The organism is Streptomyces sp. NPDC003032, from assembly GCF_053591415.1.
In genome coordinates this window covers 19,299-39,691 of the sequence record NZ_JBSFTT010000014.1, presented here as the reverse complement: position 1 = coordinate 39,691, position 20,393 = coordinate 19,299, and the positions used below count along the sequence as shown (strand labels likewise).

At 71.8% G+C, this 20,393-nt stretch carries 20 protein-coding genes; 12 read left to right on the top strand and 8 right to left on the bottom strand.

Annotated elements, in window-relative coordinates:
* Window positions 1-4: 4 nt before the first annotated feature.
* The gene (locus ACWDZ7_RS20850) at window positions 5-352 is read left to right on the top strand and encodes a rhodanese-like domain-containing protein (protein ID WP_451798776.1); all 348 of its coding nucleotides are present in this window, start codon (window positions 5-7) and stop codon (window positions 350-352) included.
* A 27-nt stretch (window positions 353-379) separates the two neighbouring features.
* Here the strand turns inward: ACWDZ7_RS20850 and ACWDZ7_RS20845 are convergent, their stop codons facing one another.
* The 6 genes from ACWDZ7_RS20845 to paaA all read right to left on the bottom strand — a co-directional run bounded on the left by ACWDZ7_RS20845 (window position 380) and on the right by paaA (window position 5,247).
* The gene (locus tag ACWDZ7_RS20845; protein ID WP_451798774.1) at window positions 380-1,513 is read right to left on the bottom strand and encodes an acyl-CoA dehydrogenase family protein; all 1,134 of its coding nucleotides are present in this window, start codon (window positions 1,511-1,513) and stop codon (window positions 380-382) included.
* A gap of 111 nt (window positions 1,514-1,624) precedes the next feature.
* Window positions 1,625-2,698 carry a 2Fe-2S iron-sulfur cluster-binding protein gene (locus ACWDZ7_RS20840; protein WP_451798773.1) on the bottom strand — a complete coding sequence of 358 codons (1,074 nt, stop codon included), beginning with the start codon at window positions 2,696-2,698 and terminating at the stop codon, window positions 1,625-1,627.
* Window positions 2,698-3,198 (bottom strand): 1,2-phenylacetyl-CoA epoxidase subunit PaaD, encoded by a 501-nt coding sequence (gene paaD / locus ACWDZ7_RS20835; protein ID WP_451798771.1) that lies wholly within the window; start codon window positions 3,196-3,198, stop codon window positions 2,698-2,700. Before paaD ends, ACWDZ7_RS20840 begins: the two co-directional genes overlap by 1 nt.
* The gene (gene paaC / locus ACWDZ7_RS20830) at window positions 3,192-3,914 is read right to left on the bottom strand and encodes a 1,2-phenylacetyl-CoA epoxidase subunit PaaC (RefSeq protein WP_451798770.1); all 723 of its coding nucleotides are present in this window, start codon (window positions 3,912-3,914) and stop codon (window positions 3,192-3,194) included. The genes paaD and paaC overlap by 7 nt, the downstream gene beginning before the upstream one ends.
* The gene (gene paaB / locus ACWDZ7_RS20825) at window positions 3,911-4,201 is read right to left on the bottom strand and encodes a 1,2-phenylacetyl-CoA epoxidase subunit PaaB (protein ID WP_451517188.1); all 291 of its coding nucleotides are present in this window, start codon (window positions 4,199-4,201) and stop codon (window positions 3,911-3,913) included. The genes paaC and paaB overlap by 4 nt, the downstream gene beginning before the upstream one ends.
* A complete protein-coding gene (gene paaA / locus ACWDZ7_RS20820) occupies window positions 4,198-5,247 on the bottom strand; it encodes a 1,2-phenylacetyl-CoA epoxidase subunit PaaA (RefSeq protein ID WP_451798768.1) in 1,050 nt (349 codons plus the stop codon). The genes paaB and paaA overlap by 4 nt, the downstream gene beginning before the upstream one ends.
* Window positions 5,248-5,440: 193 nt before the next feature.
* Here paaA and ACWDZ7_RS20815 point away from each other — a divergent pair, with 193 nt between their 5' ends.
* Genes ACWDZ7_RS20815 through ACWDZ7_RS20805 form a run of 3 tightly spaced genes read left to right on the top strand, consistent with a single transcriptional unit; the run spans window position 5,441 to window position 8,201 of the window.
* Complete coding sequence (locus ACWDZ7_RS20815; protein ID WP_451798767.1) at window positions 5,441-6,187, top strand: DUF5819 family protein; 747 nt, start codon at window positions 5,441-5,443, stop codon at window positions 6,185-6,187.
* The gene (locus ACWDZ7_RS20810; protein WP_451798765.1) at window positions 6,184-7,410 is read left to right on the top strand and encodes an HTTM domain-containing protein; all 1,227 of its coding nucleotides are present in this window, start codon (window positions 6,184-6,186) and stop codon (window positions 7,408-7,410) included. The genes ACWDZ7_RS20815 and ACWDZ7_RS20810 overlap by 4 nt, the downstream gene beginning before the upstream one ends.
* Window positions 7,407-8,201, top strand: a complete 795-nt coding sequence (locus ACWDZ7_RS20805; protein ID WP_451798764.1) for a TrmH family RNA methyltransferase — start codon at window positions 7,407-7,409, stop codon at window positions 8,199-8,201. The genes ACWDZ7_RS20810 and ACWDZ7_RS20805 overlap by 4 nt, the downstream gene beginning before the upstream one ends.
* Before the next feature lie 33 nt (window positions 8,202-8,234).
* On the opposite strand, the gene paaN is transcribed toward ACWDZ7_RS20805, so the two are convergent.
* Window positions 8,235-9,926, bottom strand: coding sequence for a phenylacetic acid degradation protein PaaN (gene paaN / locus ACWDZ7_RS20800; protein WP_451798762.1), 1,692 nt, complete (start codon window positions 9,924-9,926; stop codon window positions 8,235-8,237).
* Window positions 9,927-10,121: 195 nt separating this feature from the next.
* On the opposite strand from paaN, the gene ACWDZ7_RS20795 reads away from it, so the two are divergent.
* Complete coding sequence (locus tag ACWDZ7_RS20795; protein WP_451798760.1) at window positions 10,122-11,633, top strand: 3-hydroxyacyl-CoA dehydrogenase; 1,512 nt, start codon at window positions 10,122-10,124, stop codon at window positions 11,631-11,633.
* Window positions 11,630-12,223: a TetR/AcrR family transcriptional regulator gene (locus ACWDZ7_RS20790; RefSeq protein WP_451798759.1), complete on the top strand. Its 594-nt coding sequence runs from the start codon at window positions 11,630-11,632 to the stop codon at window positions 12,221-12,223. The genes ACWDZ7_RS20795 and ACWDZ7_RS20790 overlap by 4 nt, the downstream gene beginning before the upstream one ends.
* A gap of 10 nt (window positions 12,224-12,233) precedes the next feature.
* Here the strand turns inward: ACWDZ7_RS20790 and ACWDZ7_RS20785 are convergent, their stop codons facing one another.
* Window positions 12,234-12,737, bottom strand: coding sequence for an Lrp/AsnC family transcriptional regulator (locus ACWDZ7_RS20785; RefSeq protein WP_451798758.1), 504 nt, complete (start codon window positions 12,735-12,737; stop codon window positions 12,234-12,236).
* A 190-nt stretch (window positions 12,738-12,927) separates the two neighbouring features.
* Between ACWDZ7_RS20785 and pdhA the strand changes: the two genes are divergently transcribed.
* The 6 genes from pdhA to ACWDZ7_RS20755 all read left to right on the top strand — a co-directional run bounded on the left by pdhA (window position 12,928) and on the right by ACWDZ7_RS20755 (window position 20,352).
* The gene (pdhA, locus tag ACWDZ7_RS20780) at window positions 12,928-14,073 is read left to right on the top strand and encodes a pyruvate dehydrogenase (acetyl-transferring) E1 component subunit alpha (RefSeq protein ID WP_451798757.1); all 1,146 of its coding nucleotides are present in this window, start codon (window positions 12,928-12,930) and stop codon (window positions 14,071-14,073) included.
* Complete coding sequence (locus tag ACWDZ7_RS20775) at window positions 14,070-15,086, top strand: alpha-ketoacid dehydrogenase subunit beta (protein WP_451798756.1); 1,017 nt, start codon at window positions 14,070-14,072, stop codon at window positions 15,084-15,086. The genes pdhA and ACWDZ7_RS20775 overlap by 4 nt, the downstream gene beginning before the upstream one ends.
* Window positions 15,086-16,585 carry a dihydrolipoamide acetyltransferase family protein gene (locus tag ACWDZ7_RS20770; protein WP_451798755.1) on the top strand — a complete coding sequence of 500 codons (1,500 nt, stop codon included), beginning with the start codon at window positions 15,086-15,088 and terminating at the stop codon, window positions 16,583-16,585. Before ACWDZ7_RS20775 ends, ACWDZ7_RS20770 begins: the two co-directional genes overlap by 1 nt.
* An 85-nt stretch (window positions 16,586-16,670) precedes the next feature.
* Entirely contained in the window at window positions 16,671-17,852 is a 1,182-nt protein-coding gene (locus ACWDZ7_RS20765; RefSeq protein WP_451798753.1) for an NTP transferase domain-containing protein, read from the top strand.
* Complete coding sequence (locus ACWDZ7_RS20760; protein WP_451798752.1) at window positions 17,849-19,258, top strand: molybdopterin molybdotransferase MoeA; 1,410 nt, start codon at window positions 17,849-17,851, stop codon at window positions 19,256-19,258. Before ACWDZ7_RS20765 ends, ACWDZ7_RS20760 begins: the two co-directional genes overlap by 4 nt.
* Window positions 19,246-20,352 carry a potassium channel family protein gene (locus ACWDZ7_RS20755; protein ID WP_451798751.1) on the top strand — a complete coding sequence of 369 codons (1,107 nt, stop codon included), beginning with the start codon at window positions 19,246-19,248 and terminating at the stop codon, window positions 20,350-20,352. The genes ACWDZ7_RS20760 and ACWDZ7_RS20755 overlap by 13 nt, the downstream gene beginning before the upstream one ends.
* Window positions 20,353-20,393 lie beyond the last annotated feature (41 nt).

Sequence of the window (20,393 nt, the reverse complement as noted above, 5' to 3'; positions counted from 1 at the left end):
GGGCATGGCTTTCGGAACTCATGTCCCCACGGTCGGCGTCGATGACCTCACGCCCGTCGACTTTCTGCTGGATGTCCGCGAGGACGACGAATGGCAGGCGGGCCACGCCGAGGGCGCGCTGCACATCCCGATGAGTGAGTTCGTCGCCCGGTACGGGGAGTTGACCGAGGCGGCGCCGCAGGACGGCAAGGTCAACGTCATCTGCCGGTCCGGCGGGCGCTCCGCCCAGGTCGCCATGTACCTGGGGCAGCAGGGCATCGACGCGGTGAACGTCGCCGGTGGCATGGAGGCCTGGCAGGCCGCCGGGCGACCGGTCGTCGACGACAAGGGCGCGCCGGGCACCGTCGTGTAGGCCCTGGTACGTCCACCTCCCGCTGGTTCAGCCGAGCGCATGGGCGGCCAGCAGGTCGCCCAGCGCTTCCTCGTGCGCCGCTGCCGGGCCGAGGGAGAGCTCAAGGTACTTGGCCCAGGCGTGATAGCGGTGCAGGGGGTAGTCGGTGTCGGCGCCGAAGCCGCCGTGCAGATGCTGGGCCGTCTGTACGACCCTTCGTACGCCGTCGGACGCCCAGATCTTGGCGACGGCCACGTCCCCGGTGGTGGGCAGCGCGCTGTCCGCACCCGTGGCGATGCGCCAGGCGGCCTGCCAGAGGGTGGCCTCCATGGCGCGCAGGTCGATGTAGCGGTCGGCGGCCTGCACGGCGACCGCCTGGAACGTGGCGATCGGGTGGCCGAACTGCTCGCGCTTGCTGACGTACTCACTTGTCATACGGAGGACGCCTTCGCCGAGGCCCAGGGCGAGCGCGCACGTGCCGGTGGCGAGCAGGTCGCGCAGCCGGTCCCAGGCGCCGTCGGCCTCGATGACGTCGGACGCGGCGACGCGCACTGCCTCCAGGCGCAGCTCGCCGAGGTGCTCGCCGCTGGTGGAGTACTGCTCGGCCAGGCTGAGGCCGTCGTGGACGCGGGGGACCAGGGCGAGGACGGTGCGGCCCTCGGCGGTGTGGGCGGGTACGACGACGAGGTCGGCGTTCCGCACCCAGGGCACGGCCGTCTGGAGTCCGTCCAGGAGCCAGCTGTCGCCGTCCCGCCGGGCTGAGACGGCCAGCTCGGCAGGGCCGTGGCCGGTGCGGCCGTTGGCGGCGACGGTCAGGACGAGCCTCCCACGGGCGGCCCGGGGGAGGAGCCGTTGCCTCAGCTCGTCGCCGCCATGGGTCTGTACGAGTGCGGCGGCGGCGCTGCTTTCCAGGAGCGGTACCCGTGCGAGGACCTTCGCGGATTCGCGGAGCACCAGGCACAGGGCGATGGCGTCGAGGCCCACGCCGCCGTACTCGGCGTCGATGAGCAGGCCGAGCAGATCGGCGTCCGCGAGCCTGGACCACAGGGCGCGGTCGAGGTCCTCGGCGACGGCACCCGGAGTGAGGGCCGGACTCGGCACCCCGTCCGGCGCGACGTCGGTGAAGAGCGCCTCGGCCGTCTCGACCACGGCCTGCTGTTCCTCGGTGAAGGTGAAGTCCACTGCCTGTCCTCCCGCGCCGGCCTCCGCTTACCTGATGGGGCGTCAAGATAGAACAGGTTCTAGCGGAAGGGAACAGGCGCGGGGTCCTGGCGGCGCCCGAGCGCCCGCGTCTCAGCGGTCGAAGTCCAACTCCACTGTGGCCGTGGCCGGATGGGACTGGCAGGCCAGGACATACCCGGCCTCCGTCTCCTCCGGTTCCAGTGCGAAGTTCCGCTCCATCTGGACCTCGCCCGAGACCCGGAAGGCGCGGCACGTCCCGCAGACCCCGCCCTTGCAGGCGTAGGGCGCGTCCGCGCGGTTGCGCAGCACCGTCTCCAGCAGTGTCTCGCCGTCCAGGACGGGCCAGGTGCCCGAGCGGCCGTCGAGGGTCACCGTCACCGTGCTGTGCGCGGGCGTGGCCGGGGGTGCCGAGGGTGCGGTGGAAACACCGCCGTCCACGTGGAAGATCTCCTCGTGGATGCGCCGGCGGCCCACGCCGAGGGCGCGCAGGGTCCGCTCCGCGCCCTGCACCAGACCGAACGGGCCGCACAGGAACCAGCCCTTGACCTCCGCCACGGGCAGCAGCGCCGGCAGGAGACGGGCGAGCCGCCCCTCGTCGAGGCGTCCGGAGTCCAGTCCCGCCTGCTGCTCCTCCCGGGAGAGCACGGTCACCAGCTGGAAGCGGTCCGGCCAGCGGTCCTTGAGGTCGGCTACCTCCTCCAGGAACATCGTCGAGGCGGCGGTGCGATCGCTGCGTATGAGGCAGAAGTGCGCCAGCGGCTCGCGCACCAGGAGCGTGGTGACGATGGAGAGCACCGGTGTGATCCCGCTGCCGCCGACCACCGCCGCATAGCGCCCGGGGGCCGGGTCCAGGGTGAAGCGTCCGGCCGGGGTCATCACCTCCAGCTCGTCGCCGACGGAGAGTTCCTTGAAGGCGTACGTCGAGAAGGCGCCGTCCTCGACGAGGCGCACTCCGACCCGCAGCGTTCGTGGCTCACCCGGGGCGTCGGGGAGCGGGGCGGGGGAGCAGATCGAGTACGTACGGCGGATCTCGGTGCCGTCGGTGAAGCGGCGGAGGGCGAGGTGCTGGCCCGGCGTGAAGCGGTACTCCTCGCGCAGGGCGGGCGGCACGTCGAAGGTCAGCGTCACGGAGTCGTCGGTGAGCCGGTCGACCGCCGCTACCCGGAGCGGGTGGAAGCGGGCCATCACAGCTCCTTGAAGTGGTCGAAGGGTTCACGGCAGGAGACACAGCGGCGCAGCGCCTTGCAGGCCGTGGAGGAGAAGCGGCTGAGCAGCTCCGTGTCGGTCGATCCGCAGTGCGGGCAGCGGATCGAGAGGCTCAAGGGGACGGGCCCGTCCGCCGGGTGGGAGCGCGGGGGCGCTATGCCGAACTCCGCCAGTTTGCGACGGCCTTCGGCGCTGATGTCGTCCGTCGTCCAGGCGGGCGCGAGCACCGTGCGCACCGAGACCTCGGCCATGCCGTGGTCGTGCAGCACCTGCTCTATGTCGGAGGTCATGGCCTCGATCGCCGGGCAGCCGGTGTACGTGGGGGTCAGCTCGACGTCGACCTTGCCGGGGGCCAGGACCCGCACCCCGCGCACCACGCCGAGGTCGGCCAGGGTCAGGACCGGCAGCTCCGGGTCGGGCACCGAGCCCGCGAGGGTCAGCAGCTCGGCCTCCAGCGCGGTGGGCGCGGTCGTCACCATGACGCCCCCGGGTGGCTGCGGTGGAGGTGCTGCATCTCGGCGAGCATCCGTCCGAACGGCTCGGTGTGCAGGCCCTCGCGGCCGGCGCCCGCCGCCCAAGCGCCGGTCTGCGGTCCGCCGGGCAGGGTCAGGGTGGCGCGCTCCATGACGGCCGTCACCGAGGCCGTCCAGCTGTCCCGCAGGGCGTCGCAGTCGACACCGAGCCCGTCCACCGGCTGGAACATCTCGCCGGTGAACCGCCAGAGCGCGTCGAGCCCGCGCTGCATCCGCTCGTGGCTCTCGGCTGTGCCGTCGCCGAGCCGCAGTGTCCACTGCTCGGCGTGATCCTGGTGGTAGGCGACTTCCTTGACGGCCTTCGCCGCCAAGGGCGCGAACTCGCTGTCCCCGGAGGCCAACTGGCCATACAGCAGCGTCTGGTAGGTGGAGAAGTACAGCTGGCGGGCGATGGTGTGCGCGAAGTCGCCGTTCGGCTGCTCGACCAGTTGGAGGTTGCGGAAGGCGCGCTCCTCGCGGAGGTACGCCAACTCGTCCTCGTCCCCGGCCAGGGAGAGCAGGACGCGGGCCTGCCCGAGCAGATCCAGGGCGATGTTCGCCAGGGCGACCTCTTCTTCGAGGACCGGGGCGTGCCCGGCCCACTCCCCCAGGCGGTGCGAGAGCACCAGGGCGTCGTCCCCCAGGGCGAGGGCGGGTGCGGTCGGGGCCGGTGCGGCGGTCACAGGTGCTTCACCCCGTCCGGGATGTCGTAGAACGTCGGGTGGCGGTAGGGCTTGTCGCCGGCCGGTTCGAAGAAGGAGTCCTTCTCGTCCGGGGAGGAGGCGGTGATCGCGGTGGACGGCACGACCCAGAGGGAGACGCCTTCGCTCCTGCGGGTGTACAGGTCGCGGGCGTTGCGCAGGGCCATCTCCGCGTCCGGCGCGTGCAGGCTGCCGGCGTGGGTGTGGGAGAGGCCGCGGCGCGAGCGGACGAAGACCTCCCACAGCGGCCAGTCGGTCGAGCTGCTCATGCTGTCGCCTCTCCGTGCTGTGCGGCGGCCCCGCCATGCGTGGCGTCCGTGCGGACCGCTTCCGCTTGCTTCGCGGCATACGCGGCCGCTGCCTCCCGGACCCAGGCGCCCTCCTCGTGGGCGCGCCTGCGTTGGGTGATGCGCTGTTCGTTGCACGGGCCGTTCCCCTTCAGGACGTCCCAGAATTCGGTCCAGTCGATCGGGCCGAAGTCGTAATGCCCCCGTGTTTCGTTCCACACCAGGTCCGGGTCGGGGAGGGTCAGGCCGAGCGACTCCGCCTGGGGGACGCAGATGTCCACGAAGCGCTGGCGCAGCTCGTCGTTCGAATGGCGCTTGATCTTCCACGTCATCGACTGCTCGGAGTGCGAGGACTCGTCGTCGGGCGGGCCGAACATCATCAGTGAGGGCCACCACCAGCGGTTCACCGCGTCCTGCGCCATCTCGTGCTGGGCCTGGGTGCCTCTGCTGAGGGCGAGCAACGACTCGTACCCCTGGCGCTGGTGGAAGGACTCCTCCTTGCAGACGCGGACCATCGCGCGGGCGTACGGGCCGTACGAACAGCGGCACAGGGGGACCTGGTTGGTGATCGCGGCGCCGTCCACGAGCCAGCCGATCGCGCCGACGTCCGCCCAGGTCAACGTGGGGTAGTTGAAAATCGACGAATACTTCTGGCGGCCCGAGTGCAGCTTGTCGAGCAGCTCGTCGCGGCTGGTGCCGAGTGTCTCGGCGGCGCTGTAGAGATACAGGCCGTGGCCGGCCTCGTCCTGCACCTTGGCCATGAGGATCGCCTTGCGCCGCAGGGAGGGGGCGCGCGTGATCCAGTTGGCCTCGGGCTGCATGCCGATGATCTCGGAGTGCGCGTGCTGCGCGATCTGCCGGACGAGTGACGCGCGATAGGCGTCCGGCATCCAGTCGCGCGGCTCGATGCGCTCGTCGGCGGCGACCGCCTCGTCGAAGGCGGCCTGGTGCCCGGCCGTGCGTGCGGCCGAGGACGTGGCCTCGTCCGGCTCCGTCCCCGCCGCCCTGTCTGCGGCTGCTGTCGCCATCTCGGTCCCCCTCGACCTGAGCGAACCGACCGACCGATCGTTCGGTTCGTCTGGATTCAATGGTGCGGCGCGCCGCCATAAGGTGTCAACCCTGTGGATAACTTCGCGAACGCTGTGCGCGGCGGGCGGGCCTGAGTACCGTTCCGGCGGCAGGGTTCGGAGCGAGCGGCCGGGGATCGGGGAACGGGGCGGAATGGACGGGTACGACAAAGGCTCCGGCGGCGGGCCTGCCGGGCCCGCCGACCCGGAAACCGGCCCGGAAGCCGCGCCGGAGCCCCGCGTCGGTATCGCCGGGCTGAAGCTGGGCTATCAGATCGCGGCCGCCTGCGCCCTCGCGTTCGTCGGCGTGGTCGCGTGCGTCCACATAGGGATGCTCTTCTTCCATGTCGCGCCCTCGAACACCCTGACCAAGCAGCATGGCGACGTGGTCGAGGAGTGGGTCTACCCCGAGTTCGAGCAGAACTGGAAGCTTTTCGCGCCCAACCCGCTCCAGCAGAACGTCGCGGTGCAGGCCCGGGCGGAGCTCCGTACGGCCGACGGCGGAACGCGGACCACCGACTGGTACGACCTCTCCGCACAGGACGGCGCCGCCATCGACGGCAACCTCCTGCCCAGTCACACGCAGCAGAACGAACTCCGCCGGGCCTGGGACTTCTACGTCGGCTCGCACGACGCGCAGAATCGTCCCGTCGGCCTGCGGGGCCAGCTATCGGAGCGCTACATCCGACGCATCGCGTACATGCGGCTGGACCGGGAGCGGCCGGGCGGCAAGGGCGACGACATCGCGCGCGTGCAGCTGCGCTCCAGGACCACGAACGTGCGGCCGCCGAAGTGGAGCGAGGAGAAGGTCTCCGCCAAGCCGGTGTACCGGCTGCTCCCCTGGTGGCCGGTGACGCCCGATGACCTGCCGCTCACGGACGCGGAAGGGACCGCGCGGTGACCACCCGTATCGAACGCCCGTTGGCGCGAGGGCTCAGCAAAGTCACCGGGTTCGCCCTCGGTCCGTACCAGACAGCGGTGGTCCGCATCGGATTCGCCGGCACCTGGCTCTTCTTCCTGCTGCGCGAACTCCCCCACCGCCATGAGATGTACGGTCCCCACGGCCCCTGGGACTGGGACATGGCGCGGCAGCTCATCTCGGGGAACGGTGCCTTCACCGCCCTGATGTGGTCGGACGGGCGGATCTGGTTCGAGGTCGTCTACGCGCTGGCGATCCTGAGCAGTGCCCTGCTGCTGCTCGGCTGGCGGACGCGCACCATGTCCGTGCTGTTCATGATCGGCGTGCTGTCGCTGCAGAACCGCAGCATCTTCATCGGTGACGGCGGCGACAACGTCATCCATCTGATGGCGACCTACCTGGTGTTCACCCGGTGCGCCCAGGTCTGGTCGCTGGACGCGCGGCGCGCGGCACGCGCGCGCGTGGAGGACACCGACAGGGTGGGACCCCTCCTGTGGTGGGTGCTCGGGCTCGGACTGTCCGTCGTGACCTTCATGGGGGAGCTCAGCGGCGGCTGGCTGCGGTTCTTCTGGGGGCTGTGGCTGGTGCACGGCCTGTGGTGGGCCGTGGGGCGGCGCGCCCCGCGGAGCGAGCTGCGCAAGCTGCTCGACGTCGTCGCCAACATCGCCCACAACGCGGGCCTGCTCGTCATCATGGTCGAGGCCTGCCTGATCTACGCCACCGCCGGCTGGTACAAGATCCAGGGCAGCCGCTGGCAGGACGGCACGGCTGTCTACTACCCGCTGAACCTCGACTACTTCTCCCCGTGGCCCGCCCTCTCCGAGCTGCTCTCGTCCAACGGCCTGATCCTGATGCTGGTGACGTACGGGACGGTCGCCGTGCAGGTGGCCTTTCCCTTCACCCTCTTCAACCGGCGGGTGAAGAACGTCCTGCTGGCGGCGATGATCCTGGAGCACGCCGTCATCGCCGTCGTCCTGGGGCTGCCCTTCTTCTCGCTGGCGATGATCACAGCCGACGCGGTGTTCCTGCCGACGTCGTTCCTGCGGCGCCTGGGCGGATGGGTGGCACGCGCGCGTGGAGCGGTGGTCTCCCGTGTGCCGCTCTCCCGTCTGCCGCTCCGGGGCGCCCGGCCGCGGCGGAGCGCGGCGGAGTGGTGGCGGGACGAGGAGCCCACCGAGCACGCGCGCGTAGGCTTCACTCCATGAACAGGACGTCCATGAACAGGGCGGATGCGGTGGAGCCCGACGGCGCCCTGCGCGCCTGGCACGGGCTCGCCGACACGTCCGTGCTGCTCGACGGCTTCCATGCGATCAAGCACGCGCTGCGCTTCGAGGCGCGTGTACCGGTCGCGCTGACCGGCGACCGGGCCGGTGCGCTGGCTCTCGCGGACGAGCTGGCGCCGGATGTGAGGGACGCGCTGGACGCGCTCCTGGTGGAGGTCCCCGAGGAGCGGCTGCGCGCCCTGGTGCCACGGCTGCACCCCACCGCGATGGCCGCCTTGGCGGTACGTCCCTCGCGCGCGGCCAACCTCGAAGCGCTGGGGCGTACGCCGAGGACCGCGCCGGTCGTCGTGCTCGACGACCCCCGCAATCTCGGTAACGCCGGGGCGGTGATCCGGCTCGCCGCCGGTTTCGGGGCGACTGGTGTCGTCACCACCGGGACGCTCGACCCCTGGCACCCCACTGTCGTACGCGGTGGCGCCGGGCTGCACTTCGCGACGGCCGTGGAGCGCGTGGAGGTCGCCGAGCTACCGCCCGGGCCGGTGTTCGCGCTCGACGCGGAGGGCGTGGACATCCGGGGGCTGAAGCTCCCGGATGACGCCGTGCTCGCCTTCGGGTCCGAGCGCAGTGGCCTGTCGGCGGCGCTGCGGGAACGGGTCGACCACTTGGTGTCCCTGCCGATGCGCCCGCAGGTCTCCAGCTACAACCTGGCGACGAGCGTCGGCATGGCGCTCTTCCACTGGTCGGCGGGCAGACCCCCGGGTCTGGAGGCCTGAACCCGCCGCCGGGTCACATCCTTCGCGCGCGGGTCACGCGTCCTTGCGGATCTCCACCACACGGAAGCGGTTGGCCACGAACGCGCCGTCGCACAGCGCGGCGTTCGCCGCGGGGTTGCCGCCCGAGCCGTGGAAGTCCGAGAACGCCGCGGTCTGGTTCACATAGACACCGCCCGTGAGGTTCAGGGACAGCTGGGCGCACTCCTCCAGGCAGGTCTCCTCGACGGCCGCGGAGACCTCTTCCGAGGTGGTGTACGCCCCGACGGTCATCGCTCCCTTCTCGCGCACCGTGCGGCGCAGCAGCTTCACGGCGTCCGCCGCCGAGTCGACGGCGACCGCGAAGGAGACCGGGCCGAAGCACTCGCTGAGGTAGGCCGCCTCGGCGTCCGGCTTCGCGCCGTCCAGTTTGACGATCACCGGGGTGCGCACCACGGCCTCGGGGAAGTCGGGGTTGGTGACCTCCCTTGACGGCAGGGCCACTTCGCCGAGCCCGGCGGCCGCCTCCAGGCGGCTCTTCACGTCCGGGTTGACCAGCGCGCCCAGGATGCCGTTCGCCCGGGCGTCGTCGCCCAGGAGGCCGCTCACCGAGGCCGCGAGGTCGGCCACCACCTCGTCGTACGACTTGGCTCCGGCGTCCGTCCGGATGCCGTCGCGCGGGATGAGGAGGTTCTGCGGGGTGGTGCACATCTGGCCGCTGTAGAGGGACAGGGAGAAGGCGAGGTTGGCCAGCATTCCTTTGTAGTCGTCCGTCGAGTCGACGACGACGGTATTGACTCCGGCCTTCTCCGTGTAGACGTGCGCCTGGCGGGCGTTGGTCTCCAGCCAGTCGCCGAAGGACGACGATCCCGTGTAGTCGATGATCTTGATCTCGGGGCGGACGGCGAGGGTCTTGGCGATGCCCTCGCCGGGCCGCTCGACGGCCAGGCAGATCAGGTTCGGGTCGAAGCCCGCCTCCGCGAGGACCTCGCGGGCGATCCGCACCGTCAGCGCGAGCGGCAGCACCGCGCGCGGGTGGGGCTTGACCAGGACGGGGTTGCCGGTCGCGAGCGAGGCGAAGAGGCCCGGGTAGCCGTTCCACGTCGGGAAGGTGTTGCAGCCGATCAGGAGAGAGATGCCGCGCGCCACGGGCGTGAACCGCTTGCTCATGGCGAGGGGGTCGCGCTTGCCCTGGGGCTTGTGCCACTCGGCGGTCTCGGGGGTGCGGGCCTGCTCGGCGTAGGCGTACGCGATCGCTTCCAGGCCGCGGTCCTGGGCGTGCGGGCCGCCCGCCTGGAAGGCCATCATGAAGGCCTGGCCACTGGTGTGCATGACCGCGTGCGCGAACTCGTGCGTGCGGGCGCTGATCCGCGCCAGGATCTCCAGGCTGACCACCGCGCGCGCTTCCGCGCCCGCGTCGCGCCAGGCGCGCATTCCGGCGCGCATCGCGGGGAGCAGGGCGTCGATGTCCGGGTGGGGATAGGTGATCCCCAACTCCGGGCCGTACGGCGAGACCTCGTCGCCGACCCAGTCATCTGTGCCGGGCTGGTCGAGGTCGAAGCGTGTGCCCTGGAGGGCGTCGAAAGCGGCTTTGCCCTCGGGCAGGCTCAGGCTGCCGTCCTCCCCGTACGCCTTGGGGTGCTCGGGGTGCGGGGACCAGTACGCCCGCGTGCGGATGGTGTCCAGCGCCTGATCGAGGGTGGGCCGGTGCTTGGCGATCAGCTGGTGCGCGGTGAGTTCGGCGGCCATGACAGGACCAACTCCTCGTCGGTCAGCTCTCCATCGAGCTGGCGAGTGGGCGGGAACAGTGGGCAGGGACTGGCTGACAGAGCTAGAGTAACCGAACGATCGGTCGGGACAAGAGGGTCCGCCAAACCTGTGGACAACTTCTCCGCGGCCACCCCGAACCCCCCGGCCGACAGACCGTGCGGGAGGATCGCGGACATGACAGCAGTCGAGCTCAGCAGCGCCGTGGCCGTGGTCGGCACCGGAACCATGGGGCAGGGCATCGCACAGGTCGCCCTCGTGGCCGGTCACCCCGTACGGCTGTACGACGCGGCCCCCGGCCGGGCGGAGGCGGCGGCCGACGCGATCGGCGCCCGCCTGGACCGGCTCGTCGAGAAGGGCAGACTGACGGCCGACGACCGCGCCGCCGCGGCCGCCCGGCTCGCGCCTGCGGAGAGTCTCGCGGAGCTGGCGGGCTGCGGCCTCGTCATCGAGGCGGTACTGGAACGACTGGACGTCAAGCAGCGGCTGTTCCAAGACCTGGAGGGCGTCGTCGCCGACGACTGTCTGCTGGCCACCAACACCTCCTCGCTCTCCGTCACCGCCGTCGCGGGAGCCCTGCAGAAGCCGGGCCGAGTCGTCGGCCTGCACTTCTTCAATCCGGCGCCGCTGCTCCCCCTCGTCGAGGTCGTCAGCGGCTTCGCGACGGACGAGACGGCCGCCACGCGCGCGTACGAGACCGCAAAGGCCTGGGGCAAGACGCCGGTGCGCTGCGCGGACACCCCCGGCTTCATCGTCAACCGCGTCGCCAGGCCCTTCTACGCAGAGGCGCTGCGCCTGTACGAGGAGCGGGTCGCCGACCCGGCGACGATCGACGCGGTCCTGCGCGAGTGCGGCGGCTTCAAGATGGGCCCCTTCGAACTCACCGACCTCATCGGCCAGGACGTCAACGAAGCCGTCACGCGCTCCGTGTGGGAGTCGTTCTTCCAGGATCCCAAGTTCACGCCCTCGCTCGCCCAGCGCCGGCTCGTCGAGTCGCGCCGCCTCGGCCGGAAGTCGGGCCAGGGCTGGTACGCGTACGGGGACGACGCCCCGCGCGCGGAGCCGCACACCGCCGAGCCCGAGAAGGCCCCGCGGGCCGTCACCGTCCACGGCGACCTCTTCCCGGCGGACGCCCTGCTCGACCTCATGCGAGAGGCCGGCATCCGGGTCGGCCCGGGGCAGGGCGTACCGAGCCGCCCCGGCTCCATCGAGCTGCCGAGCGGCGCCCGGCTGGAGCCGGTCGACGGGACGGCCCCCGACACCGCGGCGGAGCCCACGATCCACTTCGATCTCGCGCTGGACTACCGCGCCGCGACCCGGATCGCCCTCGCCCCGTCCAGCAGGGTCGGTGAGCAGGCCCTGAAGGAGGCGATCGGCCTCTTCCAGGCGCTCGGCAAGAAGGTCAGCGTCATCGGGCCCGTCCCGGGGATGATCGTGGCCCGCACGGTGTGGATGCTCGTCGACTTCGCCCTGGACGCCGTGGGGCGCGAGGTGGCGGACGCCGAGGACGTCGACACCGCCATGCGCCTCGGGGTCAACTACCCGCTCGGCCCGCTCGAATGGGGCCGCCGTCTCACCACGTACCGCGTGGCCGAGGCGCTGGACCTCTTGAGCAGCGAGTACCCCACCGGGCGTTACGCGCCCTCCCAGGCCCTGCGGCGCCAGGCCGTGCGAGAGGAGTACTCATGACCACCGCCCGGCGGGACACGTACACCCCGGAGACGCTGCTGAGCGTCGCCGTCCGCGTCTTCAACGAGCGCGGCTACGACGGCACGTCCATGGAGCACCTCTCCAAGGCGGCAGGTATCTCCAAGTCCTCGATCTACCACCATGTGGCGGGCAAGGAGGAGCTGCTGCGCCGCGCGGTGAGCCGGGCGATCGACGGCCTCTTCGGGATCCTCGCCGAGGAGCACGCGCGCGTGGGGACCGCCGTCGAGCGCCTGGAGTACGTCACCCGCCGCACGGTTGAGGTGCTGGTCGCCGAACTGCCCTATGTGACGCTGCTGCTGCGGGTGCGGGGCAACACCGACACCGAGCGGTGGGCCCTGGAGCGGCGCAGGCAGTTCGATCAGCAGGTGGCCGCGCTGCTCAAGGAGGCCGTCGCGGACGGCGACCTGCGCTCCGACGTCGAGCTGCGCCTGGCTACCCGGCTGCTCTTCGGGATGATCAACTCCATCGTGGAGTGGTACCGGCCGGAGAGCCGGGGAGCGGCCAACGGCGCCCAGATCGCCGACGCCGTCGTGCAGTTGGCCTTCGCGGGGCTGCGCACCGACCGCTGAGCCGCGCGGTTCACCCCTTTGGCTCGGCGCTCTCCAGGTCCTCCTCCTCGAAGACCAGCAACGTACGCGTGCTGAGGACTTCGGGGATGGACTGCAGCCGGGTCAGCACCAGCTCGCGCAGGGCGCGGTTGTCCGGTGTGTGGACCAGGAGCAGTACGTCGAAGTCACCGCTGACCAGCGCGATATGGGACGCGCCAGGGAGCGCGCGCAGATGCTCGCGCACCGTGCGCCAGGTGTTCTGCACGATTTTGAGCGTGATGTACGCCGACGCGCCCTGCCCGGCGCGCTCGTGGTTGATCCGCGCCCCGAAGCCCCGGATGACGCCGTCGTCGATGAGGCGATTGATGCGCGCGTAGGCGTTGGCCCGTGACACATGGACCCGTTCGGCCACGGAGCGTATCGACGCGCGACCGTCCGTGTGCAGGATCTGGAGGATGTCACGGTCGATGGAGTCCAGGGGTCGGGGCTCCGGCCGGTCGCCGGCGTGCTGCTCGGCCATTCGTTCAGATCCCATGTCCCCCCGCCTCCCTACCATGGACGTACTGCATCCATCCCAGGCTGTGCAGAACCGTTTGTCCACAGCCTGGAGGTGCCTGTAGCCAAAATGTGCCGACGACCGAACAATCGGTAGGTGAGGCGCGTCACACCGCTGCGCCTCTTTTGCCGCTCCCACGAGGAGACCGCTTCCCCCAGGAGGTGCCGTCATGACGGTTATGGAGCAGCGGGGCGCCTACCGGCCGACCCCGCCCCCCGCTTGGCAGCCCAGGACCGACCCCGCGCCGCTGCTGCCGGACGCGGAGCCGTACCGCGTCCTTGGCACCGAGGCCGCCGCGAAGGCCGACCCAGGGCTGCTGCGCCGCCTCTATGCCGAGCTGGTGCGGGGACGTCGCTACAACACGCAGGCGACGGCGCTGACGAAGCAGGGCAGGCTCGCGGTCTACCCCTCCAGCACCGGCCAGGAGGCCTGCGAGGTCGCCGCCGCGCTGGCCCTCGACGAGCAGGACTGGCTCTTCCCGAGCTACCGGGACACACTCGCCGTGGTCGCCCGCGGCCTCGACCCCGTGAGCGCGCTGGCGCTGCTGCGCGGCGACTGGCACACCGGTTACGACCCGCGCGAGCACCGCATAGCGCCCCTGTGCACGCCCCTCGCCACCCAGCTGCCCCACGCTGTCGGCCTCGCGCACGCCGCACGCCTCAAGGGCGACGACGTGGTCGCACTCGCCATGGTCGGCGACGGCGGCACCAGCGAAGGCGACTTCCACGAGGCGCTGAACTTCGCCGCCGTGTGGCGGGCGCCCGTGGTCTTCCTCGTGCAGAACAACGGCTTCGCGATCTCCGTGCCGCTCGCCAAGCAGACCGCGGCCCCCTCCCTGGCCCACAAGGCCGTCGGGTACGGCATGCCGGGGCGTCTGGTGGACGGCAACGACGCGGTCGCGATGCACGAGGTCCTGGGCGAAGCGGTCACCCGCGCGCGGAAGGGCGGCGGGCCCACCCTCGTGGAGGCGGTCACGTACCGCGTGGAAGCCCACACGAACGCCGACGACGCCACGCGCTACCGCCACGACGCCGAGGTCGAGGCCTGGCGCGACCACGACCCGATCCTGCTCCTGGAGCGGGAGTTGGCGGAGCGCGGCCTCCTCGACGACGACACCAAGCGGCAGGCGAGCGAGGACGCCGAGGCCATGGCGGCCGACCTGCGCGAGCGCATGAACCAGGACCCCCTGCTCGACCCCATGGACCTCTTCACGCACGTGTACGCCGAGCAGACCTCCCAATTGCGGGAGCAGGCGGCGCAGTTGCGGGCCGAGCTGGAAGCGGCCTCGGAAGAGGCACAGGAGGAGACGCGATGACCACGGTCGCGGTGAAGCCGGCCACCAAACCGGCCACCATGGCGCAGGCGCTCGGACGCGCGCTGCGTGACTCCATGACCGAGGACCCCTCCGTGCACGTCCTCGGAGAGGACGTGGGGGCGCTCGGCGGCGTCTTCCGGGTCACCGACGGGCTCACCGAGCAGTTCGGAGAGGACCGCTGTACGGACACACCGCTGGCGGAGGCGGGCATCCTGGGGACAGCGGTCGGCATGGCCATGTACGGCTTGCGGCCCGTCGTCGAGATGCAGTTCGACGCCTTCGCCTACCCCGCCTTCGAGCAGCTCATCTCGCACGTGGCACGGATGCGCAACCGCACCAGGGGCGCGATGCCGCTGCCCATCACCGTGCGCGTGCCCTACGGCGGCGGAATCGGCGGAGTGGAGCACCACAGCGATTCCTCGGAGGTGTACTACATGGCGACCCCGGGCCTCCATGTCGTGACGCCCGCCACGGTCGCCGACGCCTACGGCCTGCTGCGGGCCTCCATCGCCTCCGACGACCCGGTCGTCTTCCTGGAGCCGAAGCGGCTGTACTGGTCCAAGGCCGACTGGAACCCGCAGGCGCCCCAGGCCGTTGAACCGATAGGCCGCGCGGTGGTGCGGCGCCCCGGGCGCAGCGCCACGCTCATCACGTACGGGCCGTCCGTGCCCGTCTGCCTGGAGGCGGCCGAGGCGGCCCGCGCGGAGGGCTGGGACCTCGAAGTGGTCGACCTGCGGTCGCTGGTGCCCTTCGACGACGAGACGGTCGCCGCGTCCGTGCGACGCACGGGGCGGGCGGTCGTCGTGCACGAGTCGGGCGGTTTCGGCGGTCCCGGCGGAGAGATCGCCGCGCGGGTCACCGAGCGGTGCTTCCACCACCTGGAGGCGCCGGTGCTGCGGGTCGCGGGGTTCGACATCCCGTATCCGCCGCCGATGCTGGAGAAGCACCATCTGCCGGGTGTCGACCGGATCCTGGACGCGGTCGCGCGATTGCAGTGGGAGGCGGGGAACTGATGGCGCCTGCTTTTGATGTGAACAGCCTGGAGTTCAAACTGCCCGACCTCGGCGAAGGGCTCACGGAGGCCGAGATCGTCCGCTGGCTCGTCCAGGTCGGGGACGTCGTCGCCGTGGACCAGCCGGTCGTCGAGGTCGAGACGGCCAAAGCGATGGTCGAGGTGCCGTGTCCCTACGGGGGCGTGGTCACGGCCCGCTTCGGCGAGGAGGGCGAGGAACTGCCGGTCGGAGCGCCGCTGTTGACGGTCGCCGTGAGCGCGCCGGCCGGTCCCCGAGCGCCTGAGGAGCCCGCCGAGCGGGCCCTGCAGACGGCCGCGGAGGAGTCCTCCGGGAACGTCCTGGTCGGTTACGGCACCGCGGCGGCGCCCGCCCGCCGCAGGAGGGTGCTGCCCACGCGGCCCGCCCTGAGGACGCCCTCCGCAGAGCCCGGCCCGGAGAGGCCTCCCGCGCGCGTGGACGGCCCGGTCCCGGTGATCTCCCCTCTCGTACGCAAGCTGGCGCGGGAGCACGGCGTGGAGCTGCGCGGGCTCGCGGGTTCGGGCCCGGACGGGCTCATCACGCGGGCCGACGTCGAGGCGGCCATCGGCGGGGACCGGGCGGCCGAGCGCGAGACGGCCACCTCGGGTGCCGGGACCTATACCTCAAGTGCCGAGGCCGATACCTCGCGGGCGAAGAGCGAGGCGCGCCGGGTCGCGGCGGTCAAGAAGGCGGTCCGCGAGGACGACGAGCTGATCCGCGCCGGGCGGGCCGAGGCGCGCCGCCAGGTCGGGGCGGGGCAGGAGCCCACGCGCGCGGGCATCGAATCCCGGTATCCGCTGAGCGGCATCCGGGGCCTCGTCGCCGACAAGATGTCCCGCAGCAGGCGCGAGATACCGGAGGCCACCTGCTGGGTCGACGCCGACGCGACGGAACTGCTCGCCGCCCGTGCCGCCATGAACGCCGCGATGACGGAGCGCGAGGGCCACAAGGTGTCGCTGCTCGCGCTGCTCGCCCGCATCAGCGTGGCCGCGCTGGAGCGCTTCCCGATGCTGAACTCCACGGTGGACATGGAGGCGCGGGAGGTGCGGCGGTTCGCCGACATCCATCTCGGGTTCGCCGCGCAGACCGATCGGGGCCTGGTCGTTCCGGTCGTACGGCACGCGCAGACGCGGACGACCGCGTCGATCAACGCCGAGCTGATCCGGCTCACGGTCGAAGGGCGGGCCGGGACACTGACCCCCGGGGAGCTGACCGGGGGGACGTTCACGCTGAACAACTACGGGGTGTTCGGCGTCGACGGATCCACGCCGATCATCAACCACCCCGAGGCGGCCATGCTCGGCGTGGGCCGGATCGTCCCCAAGCCGTGGGTGCATCAGGGGGAGTTGGCGGTGCGGCACGTGGTCCAGCTGTCGCTCACCTTCGACCACCGGGTGTGCGACGGCGGCACGGCCGGAGGCTTCCTGCGGTACGTGGCGGACTGCGTGGAACAGCCGGCGGTGCTGTTGCGGTCGGTGTGAGGCCCCCTGGTGACGTAAGCCCTTTACCCAACCCAAGGGTCCTTAATGGGGTGGCAATGATCCTCTGTACGCCCATACTCGGGGGGTGACCGCGAACGAAGGTGCCCTGTACGACGCCGTGGTGCTCGCCGGTGGCGGCGCAGCGCGGCTCGGCGGTGCCGACAAACCCGGCCTGCGCGTGGGTGGCCGGACGCTGATCGACCGGGTCCTGGCGGCGTGCGCCGGCGCCGGGACCACCGTCGTCGTGGCCGCGCCGAGGCCGACCGTACGGCCCGTGGTGTGGGCGCGCGAGGAGCCGCCGGGCGGCGGGCCGCTGGCCGCGCTCGACGCGGGCCTGCGGCGCACGACGGCGGAGCGGGTGGTGGTGCTCTCCGCGGACCTGCCGTTCCTGTCCGAGGAGACCGTACGCCGTCTGCTCGGCGCCCTGCGGAAGAGCGGCGCCGACGGAGCGGTCCTCACCGACCCCGGCGGCCGTGAGCAGCCGCTCGTCGCGGCCTATCGGAGTGCGTCGCTCCGGCGGGAGATCGCGGGGCTCGCGGGCGCGGCCGCGAGCACGGGTACGGGTGCAGGCACGGGTGCGGGTGCGGGCACGGGTGCGGGTGCGGGTCCGGGCGCGGGCCAGGGTGGTGGGCTCGGTGGGCTGCCGCTGCGGCTGCTGACCGCGCGGCTCGACCTGACCCGGGTCGCCGACCCCGTCGCCGCCTTCGACTGCGACACCTGGGACGACATCACCGCCGCGCGGGCGCGCATCAGGGAGCATGGGCACGTGTTGGATGAATGGATTTCCGCAGTCAAGGACGAGCTGGGCATCGAACTCGACGTCGATACCGGCACCCTCCTCGACCTCGCCCGCGACGCCGCGCACGGCGTGGCAAGGCCGGCGGCACCGCTGACCACCTTCCTCGTCGGCTATGCGGCGGCGCAGGCCGCCGGGCGGGACGGGACGACGGGCGGCGCCGAAGCGGTGGCCGAGGTGGCGCGCAAGGCCGCGGCGCTGGCGGCCCGTTGGGCGGACGAGGACGAACAGGACGCGAAGCCGACGTCGACCTCCGACACCGCCTCCGGCGCCACCTCCGACACCGCCTCCGACACCGCCTCCGACACCGCCTCCGACACCGCCTCCGGCGCCGCCTCCGGCGCCGGGCTTCATGCGGACTCCGGCACGGAGACCCAGGTGGCTCCTGGCGCGCAGCCCCCCACCACCTCCGATCCGGAGCCCTCGGCCACCCCGCGTCCCCAGCCCCACCCCACCCCGGACGCCGGATGAGTGGGAACCCCGCGCCGGATGCCGAGCTTGATGAAGCTCTTGCTCTGGTGAACGAGTGCCGGGATGGTCACGGAGTCGTGCCCCGCTCGGCGTCCCCGGCCGCGCCGACAGCCCCGGTCGGCGTCACCCCCTGGCCCGCGGCCCGTGCCCTTGCCGCGCGGGTCGTGCCGAGGGCCGGGGGTGAGCCCGTGGCGGTTCCGTTGGAGGGGGCCCTCGGGATGGTTCTGGCCGTTCCGCTCGCCGCCCTCACCGATCTGCCGTCCTTCGACACCTCCGCGATGGACGGCTGGGTCGTCGCGGGCCCGGGCCCCTGGGACGTGCGGGCCGACGGCATCCTCGCCGGACACGACGGTCCGGAGACGCTCGGCGACGGAGAGGCGGTCCGCATCGCGACGGGCGCCCGCATCCCGCGGGACGGCACCGCGGTTCTGCGCAGCGAGCACGGCCGTATCGACGACAAGGGCAGGCTGCACGCCCTGCGTGAGGTGGTGCCGGGGCAGGACATCCGCCCGCGCGGCCAGGAGTGCCGTTCCGGTGACCATCTCCTGCCGGCCGGCTCCCTGGTGACGCCCGCCGTACTCGGGCTCGCCGCGGCCGCCGGGTACGACACGCTCCGTACCGTCCGCAGGCCCCGCGCCGAAGTCCTCGTACTCGGTGACGAGTTGCTCACCGAGGGTCTGCCCCGCGAGGGCCTCATCCGGGACGCGCTCGGCCCGATGCTGCCGCCCTGGCTGCGCGCGCTCGGCGCCGAGGTCACCGGGGTCCGGTGGCTCGGCGACGACGCGAAGGCGCTCCACCAGGCGCTCACGACGTCCACCGCCGACCTGATCGTCACGACGGGCGGTACGGCGTCGGGCCCCGTCGACCACATCCACCCCACGCTGCGCCGCATCGGCGCCGAACTGCTCCTGGACGGTGTCGCCGTACGCCCCGGACACCCGATGCTGCTGGCCCGCATCCGCCCGGGGCAGCACCTCGTCGGTCTCCCGGGCAATCCGCTCGCCGCCGTCTCCGGACTGCTGACGCTTGCCGAGCCGCTGCTGCGCACGCTCACCGGACGCGCGGCCGACCCCGGCGGCGGCTCCTCAGAGGCTTCGGCGGCTTACGCGGCTTCGGCGGCTTACGCGGCTTCGGCGAATCCGGCGGCTTCGACCGGCTCGGCGTACACCGCGCCCGTACGCGACGACGTGCAGGGACACCCGTACGACACCCGCCTCGTGCCTGTCGCCCTGCGTGCCGAGCAGGCCGTGCCGCTGCACTTCAACGGCCCGGCGATGCTGCGCGGCATCGCCGCGGCCGACGCGCTCGCGGTCGTGCCGCCCGGCGGTGCCCGCGAGGGCCAGGAGCTGGAGATCCTCGATCTCCCCTGGGCCCTGACCGACGGTGGCGGGGTGTGTTTCACGTGAAACTTCCCGGCCACGACGCGATCGCCCGCAACCCCGAAGAGCACCACGCCACCCATCGGATCAAGCTGCCCCAGCGGGTGGTGGAGCGGCCATTGCGCCAGGTCACCCGGCGTCTGCTGATGGCCTTGCTGGTGCTCGCCCTGACGACGTTCATAGTCTGGATCGACCGCGGCGGCTACCACGACAACTCGGACGAGCGCGTCGACTTCCTCGATGCCGCGTACTACGCCACCGTCACGCTCTCCACCACCGGGTACGGCGACATCGTCCCGTACAGCGACAGTGCCCGGCTCACCAACATCCTCATGATCACGCCGTTGCGCGTGCTCTTTCTGATCATTCTGGTCGGCACGACCCTCGAAGTGCTCACGGAACGGACGCGCGAGGAATGGCGTCTGTCCCGCTGGAGGTCCAACTTGCGTGAACACACCGTCGTCGTCGGCTTTGGCACCAAAGGCCGCTCGGCGATCCAGACCGTCTGCGCGACCGGTCTGAAACCGGAGCAGATCGTGGTGGTCGACCCCAGCGCGAAGGTCATCGACGCGGCCACGGCGGAGGGGTACGCGGGTGTCGTCGGCGACGCCACGCGCAGCGATGTGCTGCTCCGCGCGGAGGTGCAGCGGGCCCGCCAGATCATCATCGCGACACAGCGCGACGACACGGCGGTCCTTGTCGCCCTCACCGCGCGGCAGCTGAACCGCGGGGCGAAGATCGTGGCCGCGGTCCGCGAGGAGGAGAACGCGCCGCTGCTCCGGCAGTCCGGCGCCGACGCGGTGATCACCAGCGCCAGCGCGGCGGGCCGGCTGCTCGGGCTCTCCGTGCTGAGCCCCAGCGCGGGCATGGTCATGGAGGACCTGATCCAGCAGGGCACCGGGCTCGATCTCGTCGAGAGGCCGGTCATAAAGGCCGAGGTGGGGAAGGGCGTCCGGGAGACGGATGACCTGGTCGTGAGTGTCGTACGAGGGCATCGGGTGCTCGGGTACGACGATCCGGCCGTCGGGAAGCTGCAGTTGATGGACCGGCTGATCACGATTGTGCGGGTGACGCCGGGGTCGGCGGTCGCGCCCGATACGAAGCCGTTGCCGGCGGACTGAGGGCGGGCCCTCGCTGCGGGGGCGCTGGCGCTGTGCCGGGG